Source organism: Luteibacter sp. CQ10, from assembly GCF_040900725.1.
Taxonomy (GTDB): Bacteria; Pseudomonadota; Gammaproteobacteria; order Xanthomonadales; family Rhodanobacteraceae; genus Luteibacter.
In genome coordinates, this window is record NZ_JAEUYM010000002.1 from 238978 (window position 1) to 257755 (window position 18778).

General features: G+C 67.5%; 15 protein-coding genes. 3 read left to right on the top strand and 12 right to left on the bottom strand.

The window, feature by feature from the left end:
* Positions 1–12 precede the first annotated feature (12 nt).
* Entirely contained in the window at positions 13–2637 is a 2625-nt protein-coding gene (gene mgtA / locus JNG39_RS09980) for a magnesium-translocating P-type ATPase (RefSeq protein WP_368311158.1), read from the bottom strand.
* 156 nt (positions 2638–2793) lie between these two features.
* Positions 2794–2970 (bottom strand): hypothetical protein, encoded by a 177-nt coding sequence (locus JNG39_RS09985; RefSeq protein WP_186448268.1) that lies wholly within the window; start codon positions 2968–2970, stop codon positions 2794–2796.
* Between the two features lie 349 nt (positions 2971–3319).
* Between JNG39_RS09985 and JNG39_RS09990 the strand changes: the two genes are divergently transcribed.
* Positions 3320–4009, top strand: coding sequence for a hypothetical protein (locus JNG39_RS09990; protein WP_368311160.1), 690 nt, complete (start codon positions 3320–3322; stop codon positions 4007–4009).
* A gap of 177 nt (positions 4010–4186) precedes the next feature.
* Here the strand turns inward: JNG39_RS09990 and JNG39_RS09995 are convergent, their stop codons facing one another.
* The 6 genes from JNG39_RS09995 to rpoH form a co-directional block, all read right to left on the bottom strand.
* Entirely contained in the window at positions 4187–5623 is a 1437-nt protein-coding gene (locus tag JNG39_RS09995) for an efflux transporter outer membrane subunit (RefSeq protein WP_368311161.1), read from the bottom strand.
* Positions 5610–6785 (bottom strand): efflux RND transporter periplasmic adaptor subunit, encoded by a 1176-nt coding sequence (locus tag JNG39_RS10000; protein WP_368311163.1) that lies wholly within the window; start codon positions 6783–6785, stop codon positions 5610–5612. The genes JNG39_RS09995 and JNG39_RS10000 overlap by 14 nt, the downstream gene beginning before the upstream one ends.
* Complete coding sequence (locus tag JNG39_RS10005; RefSeq protein ID WP_368311165.1) at positions 6775–9978, bottom strand: efflux RND transporter permease subunit; 3204 nt, start codon at positions 9976–9978, stop codon at positions 6775–6777. Before JNG39_RS10005 ends, JNG39_RS10000 begins: the two co-directional genes overlap by 11 nt.
* A gap of 135 nt (positions 9979–10113) precedes the next feature.
* Positions 10114–11496 carry an ATP-binding protein gene (locus JNG39_RS10010; RefSeq protein ID WP_368311167.1) on the bottom strand — a complete coding sequence of 461 codons (1383 nt, stop codon included), beginning with the start codon at positions 11494–11496 and terminating at the stop codon, positions 10114–10116.
* The gene (locus JNG39_RS10015; protein WP_368311169.1) at positions 11480–12166 is read right to left on the bottom strand and encodes a response regulator transcription factor; all 687 of its coding nucleotides are present in this window, start codon (positions 12164–12166) and stop codon (positions 11480–11482) included. Before JNG39_RS10015 ends, JNG39_RS10010 begins: the two co-directional genes overlap by 17 nt.
* 78 nt (positions 12167–12244) lie before the next feature.
* Complete coding sequence (rpoH, locus tag JNG39_RS10020; RefSeq protein WP_247372661.1) at positions 12245–13105, bottom strand: RNA polymerase sigma factor RpoH; 861 nt, start codon at positions 13103–13105, stop codon at positions 12245–12247.
* 231 nt (positions 13106–13336) lie between these two features.
* Here rpoH and JNG39_RS10025 point away from each other — a divergent pair, with 231 nt between their 5' ends.
* Complete coding sequence (locus tag JNG39_RS10025; protein WP_368311171.1) at positions 13337–13969, top strand: nucleoside/nucleotide kinase family protein; 633 nt, start codon at positions 13337–13339, stop codon at positions 13967–13969.
* 25 nt (positions 13970–13994) lie between these two features.
* Positions 13995–15422, top strand: coding sequence for a sugar porter family MFS transporter (locus tag JNG39_RS10030; RefSeq protein WP_368311172.1), 1428 nt, complete (start codon positions 13995–13997; stop codon positions 15420–15422).
* Between the two features lie 136 nt (positions 15423–15558).
* Here the strand turns inward: JNG39_RS10030 and ung are convergent, their stop codons facing one another.
* The 4 genes from ung to ftsE are packed head-to-tail and all read right to left on the bottom strand — an operon-like array spanning position 15559 to position 18766.
* The gene (gene ung / locus JNG39_RS10035) at positions 15559–16263 is read right to left on the bottom strand and encodes a uracil-DNA glycosylase (protein ID WP_368311173.1); all 705 of its coding nucleotides are present in this window, start codon (positions 16261–16263) and stop codon (positions 15559–15561) included.
* Positions 16260–17102 (bottom strand): response regulator, encoded by an 843-nt coding sequence (locus JNG39_RS10040; protein ID WP_368311174.1) that lies wholly within the window; start codon positions 17100–17102, stop codon positions 16260–16262. The genes ung and JNG39_RS10040 overlap by 4 nt, the downstream gene beginning before the upstream one ends.
* A 9-nt stretch (positions 17103–17111) precedes the next feature.
* Positions 17112–18092, bottom strand: coding sequence for a permease-like cell division protein FtsX (gene ftsX, locus JNG39_RS10045; RefSeq protein ID WP_144912965.1), 981 nt, complete (start codon positions 18090–18092; stop codon positions 17112–17114).
* On the bottom strand, positions 18089–18766 hold the full coding sequence (ftsE, locus tag JNG39_RS10050) for a cell division ATP-binding protein FtsE (RefSeq protein ID WP_247372647.1): 678 nt from the start codon (positions 18764–18766) through the stop codon (positions 18089–18091). The genes ftsX and ftsE overlap by 4 nt, the downstream gene beginning before the upstream one ends.
* Positions 18767–18778: the final 12 nt, after the last annotated feature.

Consider the following 18778-nt stretch of genomic DNA (forward strand, 5'->3'; position numbering starts at 1 on the left):
GTTACGCCCGCCTTACAGCCAGTGTCCATAGCGGCGGATGTAGATCGTCTTCACCACCTGGGTCAGCACGCAGTAGCAGACCAGGGTGAGCGCCAGCCAGGCGAAATACATGCCGGGCAGCGGCACCATGCCGATGTGCGCACCCAGCGGCGAGAACGGCAACAGCATGCCCACCACCATGATCGTGCCGGTCAACGCCAGCACCGGCGCCGAGGCCATGCTGCGCAGGAACGGAATGCGCCGCGTGCGGATCATGTGCACCACCAGGGTCTGCGAGAGCAGGCCCTCGATGAACCAGCCCGACTGGAACAGCGACTGGTGGGCGACGTCGTTCGCACCGAAGACGTGCCACATCAGCCAGAACGTGGTGATGTCGAACACCGAGCTGACCGGGCCGATCCAGACCATGAAACGGCCGATGTCGCCCGCATCCCATTTGCGCGGCTTGCGCAGGTATTCCTCGTCCATGCGGTCGAACGGAATCGACAGCTGCGAGAGGTCGTACAGCAGGTTCTGCACGAGGATCTGCAACGGAAGCATCGGCAGGAACGGCAGGAACGCGCTCGCCACCAGCACGCTGAACACGTTGCCGAAGTTGGAGCTGGCCGTCATCTTGATGTACTTCATGATGTTGCCGAAGGTGATGCGGCCCTCGACCACACCCTCCTCCAGCACCATCAGGTTCTTCTCGAGCAGGATGATGTCGGCCGATTCCTTGGCGATGTCGGTGGCGGTATCCACCGAGATGCCGACGTCGGCGTCGCGCAACGCCGGGGCATCGTTGATGCCGTCGCCAAGGAAGCCCACGGTGTGCCCACGCCGCTGCAAGGCCTTCACCACGCGCGCCTTCTGCACCGGCGACATCTTGGCGAAGACGGTGGTGCGCTCCACCATCGCATCGAGTTCATCGTCGTCGAGCTTTTCGATGTCGCGACCCTGGGCCGAACCCTGCACGTCCAGGCCCACTTCGACGCAGATCTTGCGCGTCACCGCCTCGTTGTCGCCGGTGATGACCTTCACCGCCACGCCGTGGTGGTTGAGCGCGCGGATGGCCGTGGCGGCGGAATCCTTCGGCGGATCGAGGAAGGCCAGGCAGCCCACGGCGGTCAGGCCGGACTCGTCGGCCACGCCATAGGCGCGGTCGCCGATGGGGTCGTGGCGCACGGCTACCACGAGCACGCGCAGGCCGTCCTCGTTGAGGCGACGGGTCATCGCACGGATTTCCCGGCGCTTCTCGTCGGTCATCGGCTCGACGACGTCGCCGGTACGCGCCTGCGTGCAGATGGCGAGCATTTCCTCCACCGCGCCCTTGCAGACCACCAGCTGCTCGTCGCGGCCGTCGGTCACCACCACCGACATGCGGCGGCGCTGGAAGTCGAAGGGAATCTCGTCGACGATGCGGAAGCGACGCGCCACCGGCTCGAGGTCACGATGGGTGAGCACGGCCTTGTCCATGAGGTTGCGCAGGCCGGTCTGGAAACGGCTGTTGAGGTAACCCCACTCCAAGGCCTCGTCCGAGTCCTCACCCGCCAGATCGACGTGGCGCTCGAGCACGATCTTGTCCAGCGTGAGCGTGCCGGTCTTGTCGGTGCACAGCACGTCCATGGCGCCGAAGTTCTGGATCGCGTTGAGGCGCTTGACCACCACCTTGCGCCGGGACATGGCGATGGCACCCTTGCCCAGGTTGGCCGTGACGATCAGCGGCAGCATCTCCGGCGTGAGGCCCACGGCCACCGACAGGCCGAACATGAAGGCACCGACCCAATCGTGCTTGTCGAAGCCGTTGATGAGGAACACCACGGGCACCATCACCGCCATGAAGCGGATCAGCAGCCAGCTCACCGAGGAGATGCCGCGGTCGAAGCTGGTCTGCACGCGCTCGCCCGAGAGCGTGCGCGCGAGCGAGCCCAGGTAGGTGCGCACGCCCGTGGCCAGCACCACGGCGGTGGCGGTGCCCGACACCACGTTGGTGCCCATGTAGCAGACCGTGGGGAGATCGAGCGGGCCACCGCCCTCATCCGCCGCGTGGCCGTTCGGTGCCGACTTCTCCACGGGGATCGATTCGCCGGTGAGGATGGCCTGGCTGATGAAGAGATCCTTCGCGGCCAGCAGGCGCAGGTCGGCGGGGATCATGTCGCCGGCGCCCAGGTGCACGATGTCGCCCACCACCAGCTCTTCCACCGGCACCTCGATGCGCTCGGCGTGGCCGTCGTCGGCCCGTCGGGTGACCGTCGCCGTATTGCGGACCATGGCCTTGAGCTTCTCGGCGGCCTGCGACGAGCGGTATTCCTGCGTGAAAGACAGCAGCACGCTGATGCCGACCATCACCGCGATGATGATCGGACCGGTGAGATCGTCGGGCTCGGTGAACAGCTGCACCACCGCCAGCACCAGCAGCACGATGATGAACGGGTTCTTGAAGGCGCGCAGGAGCTGCACCGACCAGTGCGGCGGCTTCTCGTGGCCCACTTCGTTGATGCCGTCGCGATCCAGGCGCTCGGCGATGGCGGCTTCGTCGAGGCCGTCGGGACGGGACCCCAACGCGCGCAGCAGTTCATCCGCGGGACGGAAAGCGTCCGCGGTGGCGTGGGTGAAGGTCTTGGCGGCGACGACCGCCGGCGAGGGATGCTTCTTCATGGCTCGCTGCCTTTCCGGACGAGGACTCCGGACGGGCGCGAACCGCCCTCAGCTATCGACTGAAGACAGGCGCGCCGGCTCGATGCCGACGAACGGTATCCGGGTTGAACGTAACGACGAGCGGCGCGGGCCGCGTCGTAGTGTCTATGTCGCTATTCATGGCTGCGGCAGTTTGCCTTCCGCGGGTTTCGACGGGCTTTCGACCACGTCGAGGGAACGCGGCACGGTGATCGTGCGCTTCACGGGCTGGGCACCGGCGCGGCGGCGTGCGAGGGCGAAAGCGAGACGGCGGCCGAACATGCGCGGACCGGTCTTGTCGAGCTGGAGGTTCATGGCTCAATCCTCGAAATAACGAAAGCTCGCGGCTTCCGTCGAGGAGAGCCGGACTTTCCCTAGCGGAGGAAAGCGCCGGCCGACCGGGAGCGGTCGCCGCAGGCGATGAGTTTTTCCAGCGCCGGAACCCGATGCGTGCGGATGCCGGCGCGTCGACTAGGGTAGACGTCCATATGCCTGGGTAAGGTAAGGAGGGTGCCGCGCGGGCATGAAGCTGCCCGGGTAGCCGGAGAATTGTCGCGCTGCGGCAAGGGGCGGTCAAGGGGTTTCGCGGCCTCGGTTTCGCCTTCGTCAACCTAATGGCCGAGCCCACGTTGGACGACCCATTCCCCTTATCCGGATCATGCCGATGCATCGTTCTCCCCTCGCCCGGTTTTGCCTGACGGCGACCGGCGCTCTCGCCCTCGCCGGCTGCGCGGGCGACGGCATACGGCTGGCCGCCGCGCCCCTCCACCCCGTTTCGTTCGACGGCCATTGGGTGGTCGACACCTCTCGCAGCGAGGATCCCGATGCCGCTGGCGGCGGTGGGGCGTCCGGTCGTGGCGGCGGAATGGGGCGAGGCCACGGGCACGGTGGCGGAGGCATGGGTGGGGGTGGCATGGGTGGCCGTCATAGCGGCGGAGGCGGGCATGGCGGCGGAAGCGACGCGGCGGGCGGCAACGGCAACGGCAACGGCAACGGCGACATGATGCGCCGCGCCCTCCTGCTCCCCGATACCCTGGATATCGCCATGCAGCCGGGCAGCCTGCGAATCGCGCCCGACGGGCATCCGCGGAGCATTCCGGTGGTGACCGGCAAGGAGGCGGGCGGGGATACCACGCGCGCGGGCTGGGACGGCGACAGCCTCGTGGTGGTCACCCACGTGGACGACAAGCGCGGGGATATCGTGCAGCGCTACGACGTCTCGCCCGATCGTTCGCGCCTGGTGGTCACGACCGAGTTCAAGCGACGGTCAAAAGACGTTTCGATCGTGCGGGAGTTCACGAACAACGTAGCGCCGCCCGCTCAGGCCACGCAGCCTGCGATGCCTTCTTCATAAGCCAGCCGTCCGTTCACGCCGCATCGTGGCGACGATCGTTCCGGTAGACCCTCATGGGAGGTGCTGCGCGAAGCCGAACCGCGTTCGTGCGAAACCCGACGTCAAGGCCCTGGGTCCCTGCGTGCGCAGGGACGACGTGAGGTTGGCTTCCAGGTCGCGTCGAATCCTGCCGCGCGTTCAGGCCCCGGCGGACGACCAGCCGCCACCCAGCGCCCGGATCAGCTGCACGCTCGCACGCAACTGCCGCGTCTCCAGGTCGATCACGCTGCGACGCGCATCGAGCGCGGCGGTCTGCGCCTGCACCACGTCGAGGTAACCGACCGCGCCTTCGCGATAGCGGTTGAGCGACAGGTCGACCGAACGCTGCGCCGCGTCGGCCGCCGCGCGCTGGTCGGTGAGCGCCGTGCCGAGGTCGCGCAGCAGGGTGAGGTTGTCTTCCACCTGGGCGAAGGCGTTGAGCACCACGTCGCGATACTTCGCGCCGGCTTCGTCCGTGGCGGCCTTGGCCGATTCCACCACGGCCTTGCGACGGCCGCCGTCGAACACGTTGAGCAGCAATGACGGGCCGATCGCCCAGAAGCGGTTCGGCGCCGTGGCGATGCTGCCCCACCGGTCGCTCTGCCAACCGCCCTGCCCGTCCAGCGTGAGCTGCGGAAAGAAGGCGGAACGGGCCACGCCGATCTGCGCATTGGCGGCGGCGGTGCGGCGCTCCGCGGCGGCCACGTCGGGACGGCGCTGCAGCAGCGTCGACGGCACGTCGAGCGGCACTTTCGGCACCTCGACCTTCGCATCGTTCGTAGCGAGCTGGAAGGTCGACGCCGAATCGCCCACCAGGACGGCGATGGCGTGCAGCACGAGCGCACGCTGTGCCTGCGCCTGGGTCAGTTGCGACTTGGCATTGGACAACTGCGTTTGCGCACGCGCCACGTCCAGACCCGAGGCGATACCGCCGTCGTGGCGCGACTGCGTGAGCTGCAACGCCTTGCTGAACGCGTCGATGCTCTCGTTGAGCACCTTGATCTGGCGATCGAAGCCGTTGAGCTGGAGGTAGCTGTCGGCGAGCTGCGCCTGCAGGCTCAGGCGTGCCGACGCGAGATCGGCCGCCGACGCGGCCTGCTCGGCGTTACCCGCCGCCACCGTGTCGCGCACGCGGCCCCACAGGTCCACTTCGTAGTCGAGCTGCGCACCGATGGTGTACGAGTCGTAGTACGCCGGCGACGTGGCGCCGCGCAGCGGACGCGTGTCGGATTCGCGGTTGCGGCTGGCGTTGCCGTTCAGGCCGATCGTCGGAAACAGTCCGGCACGCACCTGTTTGGTGAACGCCTCGGCCTGCTGGTAATGCGCCAAGGCGGCGGCCAGCGTGGCGTTGTTGGCCAGCAGGCGGCCCTGCAGGTCGTCGAGGCGGCCGTCGCCGTAGAGTTTCCACCACGCGTCGCGATCGAGGTGATCGGCGGGCTTCGCTTCGACCCAGGGCGAATCGGCATTGGCGTACTGCGGCGCCACCGGCACGTCGGGTGCCTTGTAGGTGGGCGCGAGCGAGCACGCGGACAATCCCGCGGACACCAGCAGCCCACCGAGGACATGGCGGAGGATCATCGCGTTACGCCTTGGCATGGTCGCCTTCCGACGGCTTGGGCTGGCTCACGCGCACGGTGTCGCCGTCGGCCAGGCCGTCGGGCGGGCTTTCGATGAGCCGATCGCCGGCCTGGATGCCGGAGGCGAGTTGCACCGTCTTGCCGAAGTCCTGGGCGATGGTGACCGTGCGGAAGGTCACCTTGTTCTGCGCGTCGACCAACGCGACGCGCAGGCCCTTCTCGTCGTAGACGAGCGCGCTGGCGGGCACGCGGTACAGCGCGGCATTGGCGGGCAGGTCGAAGGTGACGCTCGCGTAGGCGCCGGGCAGGAGTCGGCCGTCCTGGTTGTCCACCGCGACCTGTACCAGCGTGGTGCCGCTGGCGGCGTTGATCGCCGCCGACGACGACTCGACCGTGCCGGTGAACGTCTGGCCGGGATACTCGGGCACGCTGAGCTTCACCTGCGCGCCCTGCTTGATCGCCGGCGCGTAGTTCTGCGGCACGTTGACGTACAGGCGCAGCTTGCGCGTGTCGGACACCACGAAGAGTTCCTGTCCGCCACCGCCGGCGTTGATGAGCGCGCCGACGTCGGTCTCGCGCGCGGTCACCACGCCGTCGAACGGCGCGACGAGCTTCGCGAATCCCTTGGTGGCCTGGATGCGTTCCAGGTTGGCCTGGGCCGCCTGCGCGAGCGCGTGCTTGGCCTGGTAGTCGCCGGTCTTCTCGTCGACTTCCTGCTTGGACACGGAGTCCGAATCGCGCATCGACTGCCAGCGCTTCGCGGTGGTCTGCGCCAGGGCTTCGTTGGCGCGTGCGCTGGCCAGGTCGGCCTTCGCCTGCAGCAGCTGCTGGTCGAGGTCGGGCGTTTCGATCTCGCCGAGCACGTCGCCGGCCTTCACCTTCTGGCCGATGTCGAACTTCCACGACTTCAGGTAACCGCTGGTGCGCGCGTAGATCGGTGCGCGGGCAAACGCCTGCAACCGCGCGGGCAGGTGCAGGTCACCGCCTCCCTGGTTACCTTCCGGATGCACGAGGTTCACCGTGGGCACGGCCTGGTCGTCGGTCCATGCGCGCAGCTTGCGCGCGTCGTTGGCCCGGGTGGCCACGCCCGCCACGACGACGGCGAGAACGACGATGCCCGCGATGATGCCGACCAGGCGAAGGCGGCGCGGCGAGGGACGGTGCAGGTTATCAGACGACATGGACGGGCTCTCCGGAGGCGTTCACCGGGGTGGAAGACGGATGGCCGCGACGGCCGTGGATGATGCTGAAGACGACCGGCACGAAGAACAGCGTGGCCGTGGTGGCGAAGATGAGGCCGCCGATCACGGCGCGGCCGAGCGGTGCGTTCTGCTCGCCGCCTTCACCGAGGCCGAGGGCCATCGGCGCCATGCCGATGATCATCGCCAGCGCGGTCATCAGCACCGGACGGAAGCGCACGAAGCCACCTTCGAGCGCGGCCTTCACCGCGTCGCCGGTTTCGGCCAGGCGCTCGCGGCAGAAGCTCACCACCAGGATCGAGTTGGCCGTGGCCACGCCCATGCACATGATGGCGCCGGTGAGCGCGGGCACCGACAGCGTGGTGTGGGTGGCGAACAGTATCCAGATGATGCCGGCGATGGCGGCGGGCAGCGCGGTGACGATCACGAACGGATCGCTCCACGACTGGAAGTTCACAACGATCAGCAGGTAGATCAGCACGATCGCACCGATCAGGCCGAGGATGAGGCCCGAGAAGGCGCTGTTCATCGTCTGCACCTGGCCGAGGAGCGCGGTGCTGGAGGCCTTGGGCAGGTCTTTCTTGTGCGCGTCGATGATCTTCTGGATGTCGGCGGCCACCGCGCCGAGGTCGCGGTCCTGCGTGGTGGCGAAGATTTCCACCATCGACTGGATGTTGTACTGGCTGACGACGGCGCTGGTGGTGGTGCGCGTGAAGTTGGCCAGGCCACCGAGGATCTGCGATCCGCCGTTGCCGCTGCTGGCGCTGATCGGCACGTTGGCGAGGTCGGGCAGGCTGTCGATGCTGTATTGCGGCGTCTGCATCACGATGGGGTACGACACGCCGTTATCCGGATTGAGCCAGAAGGTGGGGGCGATCTGGCTGGAACCGGCAAGGTTCACGCCCAGGCTGCTGGTGACGTCACGCTCGGTGATGCCCACTTGCTGCGCGCGGCTGCGGTCCACGTCCACGTTGAAACCGGGGCTGGCCTGCGACTGCTGGATGCGCGCATCGACCACGCCCGGTACCCGGCGGATCTCCCGCAGCAGCTTCGACGCGTAGGCGAAGTTGGCCGCCACGTGGGGGCCGCGCACCTGCAGGTCGATCGGCGCGGGCGAACCGAAGTTGAGGATCTGGCTGATGATGTCCGCCGGCGGGAAGGAGAACGTCGCCGTCGGGAACAGGCGCGGCAGCTTTTCGCGCAGTTCGCGCACGTAGTCGGCCGTCGGGCGGTGATCTTCCTTTAGCGAGATCTGGATGTCGCCGTCCTGGGAACCGATGGTGCCGGTGTTGTTATAGGTGTTGTTGATGCCTGACGACGACAGGCCCATGTTGTCCACGACCGTGCCCAGCTCCTCCGGCGGGATGATCCGACGCACCTCCTTGGTGACCGCCGCGAACAGGTTGGCGGTTTCCTCCACGCGCGTGCCGACCGGCGCGCGCACGTGCATGAGGATCTGGCCGGAATCCACCGCCGGGAAGAAGTTGCGGCCCAGCGCCGGCACCAGCAGGAACGACAGCAGCACGAAGGCCATGAAGCCGATGGTGAACACCTTGCGATGGGCCAGGGCCAGGTCGAGCAACCCGTGGTAACTCTCGCGGAAGCGCTCGAAACGCGCCTCGAAGCCGCGCTGGAAACGCACCAGCGGATTGCGCGACGGCGCGCGCTGGTCGCCGTGCGGATCGTCGTGGTCGTGCGGCTTGAGCAGGTACTTCGCCATCGTCGGCACCAGGGTGCGCGAGAGGATGAACGAACAGATCATCGCGAACATCACCGCCTCGGCCATCGGCACGAAGAGGAAGCGCGCCACGCCCTCGAGGAAGAACATGGGCACGAACACGATGCAGATGCACAGCAGCGACACGAAGGCGGGCGTCACGATCTGCGCCGCGCCGTCGAGGATGGCCGTCTCGACGTCCTTGCCGTGTTCCAGGTGCCAGTTGATGTTCTCGATGGTTACCGTGGCGTCGTCGACGAGGATGCCCACCGCCAGCGCGAGGCCGCCGAGGGTCATGATGTTCATCGTCTCGCCGAACGCGGAAAGCATCGCGATGGAGCCCAGGATCGCCAGCGGGATGGACGTGGCGATGATCACCGTCGAGCGCCAGCTGCCGAGGAACAGCAGGATCATGAGGCTGGTGAGCGCGGCGGCGATCACGCCTTCGCGGGCCACCCCGGCGATGGCGCCGCTGACGAACAGCGACTGGTCGCCGATCGGCGCGATCGTCAGCGCCTCGGGCAGCGCGTCCTTCATGCTCTTCACGCGGTCCTTGATGCCCTGGATGATCGCCAGGGTGGAGGCGGAGCCGTTCTTGAGCACGGTGATCAGCACCGAGCGATTGCCGTCCACGTGCACGATATTGGTCTGCGGCGGCGCGCCGTCGCGCACGTGGGCCACGTCGCGGATAAATACCGTGGCGCCGTTGACGCTCTTGATCGGCAGGTTGCCGAGTTCGTTGATGTCCGACGGCGAATTGTTGAGCTGGAGCGTGTACTCGTATTCGCCGATCTTCTGCGTGCCCACGGGCGTGATGAGGTTCTGCGCCGCGAGCGCGTTCGCCACGTCCTGGGCCGATAGCCCGCGCGCCTGCAGGGCGGGGGGATCGATGTCGATCTGCACCTGGCGCGTCTTGCCGCCGAACGGATAGGGGATCGCCGCGCCCGGCACCGAGGTCAGCTGCGGACGGATGATGTTCAGGCCGAGGTCGCCGAGGTTCTGCTCGGTCAGCCCCTTGCCGGACAGCGCGAGCTGGATGATCGGTACCGTCGACGCGTTGTAGTTGAGGATCAGCGGCGGCGTGGTGCCCTGCGGCAGCTGGCGCAGCAGCGTCTGCGCCACGGCGGTCACCTGCGCGTTCGCGGTACGGATGTCCACCGTCGGCTGGAAGAAGATCTTGATGATGCCGAAGCCCTGGATCGAACTGGCCTCGATGTGCTCCACGTCGTTCACCGTGGTGGTGAGCACGCGCTCGAACGGCGACGACACGCGACCCACCATCTGGTCGGGCGGCAGGCCGTTGTACTGCCACACCACCGCGATCACGGGGATCTTGATGTCGGGAAAGATATCCGTCGGCGTGCGCAGGGCGGCGAGCGGACCCACGATGAGGATCAGCAAGGCGAGGACGACGAAGGTATACGGCCGCTGGAGTGCGATCCGGACGATGCCAATCATGGGGGACGGATTCCGTGCGCGATGTTGCGTCGCGGCGAATTCTGCGCCGTCGCCCTCGCCAGGCGAAGTTAAGTTTTGTTTAGGCTGGGTACATGCGCAAAAAATTGCCGCCGGGCTAAGGGCTTAGCCCGCGCGTCAGTTAACCGGGCAGATCACGGAAAACACCGCGCCCCGCTCGTTCCCCCCCACCGACAACGAATAGCCGTGCAGGCGCACGATGGCGCTGACGATGGCCAGGCCCAGTCCGCAACCGGGCTTGGAGCGGGTGTCGTCGCCGCGGTAGAAGCGCCGGAAGATCGCTTCGCGCTCGTCCGGGGGAATGCCCGGACCGGTATCGGCGATGTCCACGCGGGCGTCGCCGGTCGAATCGGTGAGCGCCGCCAGGTGGATGGCGCCGCCGTTCGGCGTGAACTTGATGGCGTTGCCCACGAGGTTCGCCAGGGCTTCGAACATCAGCTGCGGATCGCCGCGCAGGCTCGGCAACGGCCCGATGCTCAGCTCGAAGACCTGGCTTCGATCCTCGGCAACGGGCGCGTAGAACTCGTGCACGTTGCGCAGGACGCCACCCAGGTCCATGGCCTCGAAGCAGGCGCTGCGCTGGCGGTCTTCCAGTTCGGACACGCGCAGCAAGGCACGGAAGCGCGCCAGCACCGTGTCGATCTCGGCTACGCAATCGTCCAGCTGCTGCCCCTCGGGGCGTCCCTCGAATTGCTGTTGCAAGCGGTACAGCCGCGTGCGCATACGGGTGAGTGGCGTACGCAGGTCGTGGGCGATGTTGTCGGTGACGCCCTTGACCTCGCCGAGCAGCCGCTCGATCTCGTCCAGGGTGGTGTTGACGGTGCCGGCCAGGAGGTCGACTTCATCGTTCGCGCGACTGATCGGCAGGCGCACGCTGAGGTCGCCTTCGCGGATGGGCTCCATCGCCTGCTGGATGGCACGCACGCGCCGCGCGGGCGCCCTGGCGATGAGGATGCCGCCGAGCAGGCCGGGGATGAGGGTGAGCGTCAGGCCCCAGAGTACGCCGCGGCGGATGATCACGCCGATGCCGTCGATGGCCGCGCTCTCCTTGGCCACGACGAGGCGTTCGCCGCTGGGCAGCGTCTGCGCCACGGCGCGCGTACGGGCCGTGGCGCGAGTGCGCGAATCGCCTTCGCGGGTGAGGTCGGCCAGGCCGGCTTCGAGCGGGCGCGCCACGCCGTCGTCGGTCAGCTCCTTCGGGATGCGCGCGATGCTGCCGGCGAGGCGGTTGCCTTTCGCGTCGAACAGGCCCGCCCACATGTAGCCCTGCGAATCGATCGCGCCGGCGGCGTCCACCGTGTCGCGCAGCCTGCTCTGGTCGGTGCGCTCGAGGTAGTGGATGCGGGCGGCGAGCATCTGGTCGACCACGCTGGAGAGATAGCGCGACGCCTCCCACTGCACCACGCCCAGCAGCACCACGCACCAGATGGCGAAGAGCGCGCCGTAGATGATGATCAGGCGCGAGGTGGCCGAACGCCAGGCGTCAGTCAGCGGGCGCAAGGGTGTACCCCGAGCCGCGCACCGTGCGGATGAGCGGCGCTTGGCCGGCGCCGTCGATCTTGCGACGGAGGCGGCCGATATGGACGTCGATCACGTTGGTGCCCGGATCGAAATGGAAGCCCCACACGTGCTCGAAGATCATTTGCCGGGTCACCACCTGGCCGGCGTTGCGCATGAGGAATTCCAGCAGGCGGAACTCGGTGGGCAACAGCGTGAGCGGCTGCCCCTGGCGCAGGGCATTGTGGCGGACCAGGTCGAGCTCGAGGTCGCCGACGCGCAAGCGGGTTTCCTCGCCGCCGTTCGCCCGTCGACGGCGGCGCAGCAGCACTTCGGCGCGCGCGGACAATTCGTCGGGCGAGAAGGGCTTGGTGAGGTAGTCGTCGCCGCCGGCGCGCAGGCCGCGCACGCGTTCGTCCACGTCGGACAGCGCGCTGATCATCAGCACCGGGGTATCCACCGCCCGCTTGCGCAGTTCGGACACCACGTCGATGCCGTCCATGCCGGGCAGCATGCGGTCGAGGGTGATGATGTCGTAACCGTCGGCCAGGGCGCGGTCGAGGCCTTCGCGGCCGTTGGCCACCCAGTCGGCGGTCAATCCGTGCGCACCCAGCTCCGCGACGATGTCGCGGGCGGTCACTTCATCGTCTTCGATGACCAGGGCCCTGGGCATCCTCGGTTCTCCCACGTCTCGGACAACGGAAAACGGCCCCCGAGGGGGCCGTTTTCGGATGGTACGCCGATCTTCGCCTTACGCGGCGATGGCGACGCGCATCTTCTTCATGGCATTCGCCTCGATCTGGCGGATGCGCTCGGCGGACACGCCGTACTCGTCGGCGAGGTCCTGCAGCGTGGCCTTGTTGTCCTCGGCCAGCCAGCGGCGCTGGATGATGTCGCGCGAGCGGCTGTCGAGATTGGCCAGCGCGGAGGACAGCGCCCCCATCTGGTTGTCCGAGGCGTCGGCCTCGGCCAGGTTGTCGTACGGATCGGCACCTTCGTCGACCAGGAAGGCGGCCGGGGCCGGCTTCTCGTCGTCGTCGGCGTCGGCCGGGGCTTCGAAGCCGACGTCACGACCCGAGAGACGCGATTCCATCTCGCGGACGGTGGCCTCGGGCACGCCCAGGTCGTTGGCGACCACGCGGACTTCCTCGGCGTTCATCCAGCCCAGGCGCTTCTTGCTCTTGCGCAGGTTGAAGAACAGCTTGCGCTGCGCCTTGGTGGTGGCCACCTTCACGATGCGCCAGTTGCGCAGGATGAACTCGTGCATTTCGGCACGGATCCAGTGCACGGCGAAGCTGACCAGACGCACGCCCTGGTCGGGGTCGAAGCGCTTCACGGCCTTCATCAGGCCGATGTTGCCTTCCTGGATGAGGTCCGAAAGCTGCAGGCCGTAACCGTTGTAGCCGCGGGCCACGTGGACCACGAAGCGAAGATGCGACATCACGAGTTTCTTGGCGGCGTCGAGATCGGCGTCGTCGTGGAACTGCCGCGCCAGCGCCTGTTCCTCGTCAAGGCTGAGCACCGGGATGCGATGGACGGCCGCGATGTAGGAATCCAGACTGCCGACGACGCTCGGGAGCCCGTAGTTACGGGTAGCGAGGGCTTGGGACATGTGTGGAACCTCCTGAAAGTCTTGGGGCAGATTAGCAGTCCCACCATGGGACTGCTAACCCCTGCCGAAGTTCGTTCGGCCTTATCTGTACGCCATAGTACAGAAATGACCCACCCAGGTCAATAGCTGTACCTCTCGGTTCAGGAACTATTCGCCCTACGGCGACCGTGGGTTACAGCCACTCGCTTTTTTATCGACCGTACACCGTCGGCAGTGCTACGGTCCGTCGTTATGATCGATCCAAATGTCCGCGAACGACTCGATGCGCTGCTGGCCAAGGGTGGACGGCGCATCCTCGGGATCGCCGGATTGCCGGGGGCCGGGAAATCCACCCTGGCGGCGGCCCTCCTCGCCGAGCTGGGCGACCTGGCCGTCGGAGTGCCGATGGACGGCTTCCACCTGGCCAACGCCGAGCTGCGCCGCCTTGGCCGCGCCGCCCGCAAGGGGGCCCCCGACACCTTCGATGCCGCCGGCTACGTCGCCCTGCTCCGCCGGCTCCGTTCGCCGATGGCGGGGGAAACGGTGTACGCCCCGGCGTTCCACCGAGAGATCGAGGAACCCATCGCCGGTGAGGTGCCGATTCCCGCCGAGGCGCAGCTGGTCATCACCGAGGGAAATTACCTCCTGATGGAGGACGGCCCCTGGGCGGACATTCGCGGACTGCTCGACGAGACGTGGTTCGTCGAGGTGGACGACGCGCAACGCCGCACCCAGCTGCTGGAACGTCACATGCGCTACGGCCGCGAACGCCAGGCCGCGCTCGACTGGATCGAACACACCGACGAGCCGAACGCTCGCCGCATCGCCGCCACGGCGCACCACGCGGACTTCCACGTCCGCCTGGGTGCCTGGGTGGCGTCATGACACGGCATCAACCAGGGAGTCTTGCATGCACGCGGTAACCCCAGACCAACCGGCGGATACCGCCGCCTCCTCTTCCACCGGCATCGTCGTCGGTATCGCGGTGATCGCCGCCCTCGGCGGCCTGCTGTTCGGCTACGACACCGGCGTGATCGGCGTGGCGCTGCTCGGCCTCGGCCGGCAGTTCGCGCTCGACGACACCACCAAGCAGCTGGTGACCGGCGCGATCATCTTCGGCGCCCTGTTCGGCTGCCTCGCCACGGGGCCGTTCTCCGACCGCCTCGGCCGGCGGCGCATGGTGATCTTCGTGGGCGTGGTGTTCGCGATCGGATCGATCGCCTCGGCGATGGCGACCAGCGTGGGCTGGCTGGTCGCCGCGCGGTTCGTGCTGGGCCTTTCCGCGGGCAGTTCCACGCAGATCATCCCGGTGTACATCGCCGAGGTCGCGCCGTCGAAGCATCGCGGCAAGATGGTGACGCTGTTCCAGTTCATGGTGGTGTTCGGCATCACCGTGGCCTATTTCACCGGCTTCGTGCTCGGCGAGCACTGGCGCTGGATGTTCGGCCTGGGCGTCGTGCCCGCCGTGATCCTGCTGGCCGGCATGGCCTGGCTGCCGGAAAGCCCGCGCTGGCTCGTGGCGGAACACCGCAGGGACGACGCCCTGCGCGTGCTGGAGCGCGTGCGCGGCAGCGCTTCGGCGGCGCGCGCGGAAGTGGCGGAAATCGAGACGGTGGCGCAGAAGGAACCCACCGGAAGCTGGAAGGACATCACCAAGCCCTGGATCCGCCCGGCGGTGATCGTCGGCGCGGGTATTTCGATGTTCTCGCAGATCACCGGCAACAACGCGCTCATCTATTACGCGCCCACCATCCTCACCAAGGCGGGCTTCTCCGATGAAGCGGCCGTGCTGGGTACCGGCGCGAGCACGGTGCTGGTGGTGGTGATGACGGTGATCGGCAGCTTCCTGGTCGACCGCATCGGCCGGCGCAGCTACCTGTTGTGGATGATCCCCGGCTCGATCGTGGCCCTGGTGGTGATGGGCTGGCTGTTCCAGGGCCAGGGGCCGGCCACGGACTTCAGCCGCTGGGTGACCGTGGGCTGCCTGGCCGCCTACATGATGCTCAACTGCGGCAGCTTCGGCGTGTGCATCTGGCTGATCAATTCGGAGGTGTATCCGCTCTTCGTGCGCGGCAAGGGCGCGAGCCTGGGCGCCTTCAGCCACTGGACGTTCGACCTGATCGTGACGCTCACCACCCTCACCCTCGTGACCTCGCTGGGTGCCACGCACACGTTCTGGCTGTATGCGGTGATCTCGGTGGGCGCGCTGGCGTTCGTCTATTTCCTCGTGCCCGAGACGATGGGCAAGAGCCTGGAAGAAATCGAACACGAACTGCGCGAACACCGCTTCTATCCGTACCAGCAGAAGCGGCTGGCCAGGGAGCGGCGCGGAGGCTAGGCCAGAGCCGAACCCTTCTTCCGCGAGAACCCGGCGCAAGGCGCTGGGTTCCTGCGTGCGCAGGAACGACGTGAGGGTTTTCGACCCGCGGGGGAATCCCGTAGCTCGTCGTTCCTGCGCACGCTTTCTTCGATGGCTAAACGGCTTCCAGCTCGGAGCGGCGCGGCAGCGACCAGTCGATGGGTGGCTCGCCGCGCGCTTCGAGGTAGGCGTTGGCCTTGGCGAAGTGCCCGCAGCCCATGAAGCCGCGGTGCGCCGACAGCGGCGAAGGGTGCACGCTGCGCAGGATGCCATGACGCTTGCCGTCGATCAGCTGGCCTTTCTTCTGGGCGTGGCTGCCCCAGAGCATGAAGACCAGGCCCTCGCGCTCGCGGTTGAGCGCGTCGATGGCCGCGTCGGTGAACCCTTCCCAGCCCTTGCCCTGGTGCGATGCGGCCAGTCCGGCTTCGACGGTGAGCACCGCGTTGAGCAGCAGCACGCCCCGGTCGGCCCACGGCGTGAGGCAGCCATGATCCGGCGGCGCGATGCCCAGGCAGTCGTGGATTTCCTTGAACATGTTCTGCAGCGACGGCGGCACGCGCACGCCGGGACGCACGGAGAAGCTGAGGCCGTGCGCCTGGTTCGGGCCGTGGTACGGATCCTGCCCGAGGATCACCACGCGCACGCGGTCGAATGGCGTGTGCGTGAAGGCGTTGAAGATCTCCGGCCCCGGCGGGTAGATGACCTTGCCGTTCGCCTTCTCGTCGCGGAGAAAAGCCGAAAGGGCCTGCATGTCGGGGCGGTCGAGGTAGGCGCCGATGCGCTCCTTCCACGAGGGCTCGAGTTTGACGCGGTCGTTCACGCGTGCGTCCTTTCGCGCAGGTGCCGCGCCACGCGCAGCTGGAACAGCAGCTTGGTGATCAGGAGTTTTTCCTCTACCGGTTTTTCCACCAGGTCGTTGGCGCCCGCGCGAAGCAGGGCCGTCTGGTTGGCCGGGTTTTCGTCGCCGGTCATCACCAGCGTGGGCAGCCGGCCCTTCCCGTAACCGAACTCGTTGCGGATGCGCTCGACGAGGTCGCCGCCGGTGAGTTCGCCCTTGAGGCTTACGTCGGTCAGCACCACGTCGGCACCGATGTCGCCCCGCGCCCGCGCGACGCGCAGGTGACTGAGCGCATCCTCGGCGCTGATCACGTGGTGCACGGTGAGGCCGTACTTTTCCATCATGCGTCGCGTGGCGAGCGCCACGACGCGACTGTCTTCGACGTAAAGCACTTCGCCCTCGGCCCCGCCTTCCGGCGCGACGTAGCCGCGAATGAACTCCGCGAGGGCCTCGAAGCCGAGCGACTTGTCGAAGTAGTCGGTGACGTATTCGCCCAGCTCGCGACGATGCAGGCGCGATTCGACGTCGCCGGACACCACCACGATGGGCATGTAGATCTGCGGCGCCGATTCGCGCACGTAACGCGCCAGTTCGAGCCCGTCCATGTCCGACAGGCGCAGCGCGACGGTGACGAAGTCGAACACGCCACGCTGCAGTTCGCCCTGCGCCTCCGAGCCGGTGGACACGCCTACGATCTCGACGCCGGGCACTTCGGCCAGCACCACGCGCGAAATGAGCTGACGCACGACCTTCGAACCGTCGACGACGAGGATGCGTGGCGACGCTCCCGCCGCCGTGTCCACGTGAATGCCCGCCCCCACGGTGCCTCCTCAGCCCGCCGCCATGCGGCGTATCTGTCGGGCGCTGACCAGCCGCGCACCCAGCCAGCCCAGCAGCGCGGAAGCGAACGGTACCGCGACGAACAACCAGCCCGGCAGGCCGCCGAAACTCACGCTGCCGTCGTAGGCCGCGCTCAGGCGCGACACCGGTCCGGCCATGGCCAGTTCGAGCACCGCCGCCAGCACCACGGCCAGTACGCCGGCGAGGAAGCCCAGCCACGCGCCGGCATAAAGATAAGGGCGACGCACGAACGGCCGGCTGGCGCCGATCAACAGCAGCACGCCGATTTCCTCGCTGCGGCTGAGGATGTCCACGCGAATGGTGTTGCCCACCACGAGCAGCGCGGCGATGCCGAGCAGCAGCGCCAGCATCGTGACCGCGCGCGTACCGACGCCGAGCAGGGCATCGAGGCGCTGCCGCCACGAGCCGGTGTCCTGCACCATGTCCACGCCAGGCGTATTTTTCATGGCATCGACCAGTCTTGCCACCGCGTCGGCGGAAAGGCCCGGCTTGGGTTTCACCGACAGCACGAAAGGCAACGGATTGGCGTCGAGCGATTGCAGCGAACCGGAGAAACCCTGCACCTCGGCCAGTTCGTCGAGGCCGTCCTTCGGCGTGCGCACGACGATCTCGTCCACTTCGGGGCGACCGCGCAACGCGGACGCCGCCGTTTCGGCCATGCCGGCGTTCTGGCCGGTTTTCATGAACACGCTGATGGTCTGGTTGCGCCCCAGCGCGTCGCCCATGCGCTGCACGTTGCCCAGCAACAGGTAGAAAGCGAGCGGCAACGCGAGCGCCACACCCATCACCGCCACGGTGAGCAACGTGCCGAGCGGGCGCGCGCCGAGACGGCGCAGGCTGATCGACAGGCTCCAGGCATGGTGCTCTCGCCAGGCGCCCACCTTGTGCGGGCCGCTGCGGCGGGTCTTTTCCGGCTCGGGGGCGCGACGCGGCTCGCGGACGGCGTTCATACGACCTCCGTCGCGGGCACGTCGGCCACCAGCTTGCCGTGATCGAGTACGACCACGCGTTTCTTCATCCGCTTGATCAGCATGAGGTCGTGGCTGGCGACGAGGACGGCGGTGCCGACCTGCTGGAATTCGGCGAACAGGCTCATGATCTCCAGCGCGAGTTGCGGGTCGAGGTTGCCCGTGGGCTCGTCGGCGATGAGCACCGCGGGCTTGGCGACGATGGCACGCGCGATGCCCACGCGTTGCTGTTCGCCCGTGGACAGTGCCGAGGGCAATTGTTTTTCGTAGCTGAGCAGGCCCACCTTCTCCAGCGCGGCACGCACGCGCCGGCCGCGATCGGCCGGTGACACGCCGGCGATCACCAGCGGCAGTTCGACGTTGGCGAAGACGCTGCGGTCGAGCAGCAGGCGATGGTCCTGGAAGACCATGCCGAGCTTGCGACGCAGGCGGGGGATGTCGGAAGAACGCACGGCATTGAGCTTCTGGCCGTCGAGGGTGACGACCCCGTTGGTAGGCCGCTCGATCATCGCCAGCAACTTCAGCAGGGTGCTCTTGCCGGCGCCGGAATGGCCGGTGACGAAGGCCATTTCGCCCGCGTCCACCTGGAACGACACGTCGGTGAGGGCCTGATGGCCGCCCTCGTATCGTTTGCTCACCAGATCGAAACCGATCACCGCGTTACCCGT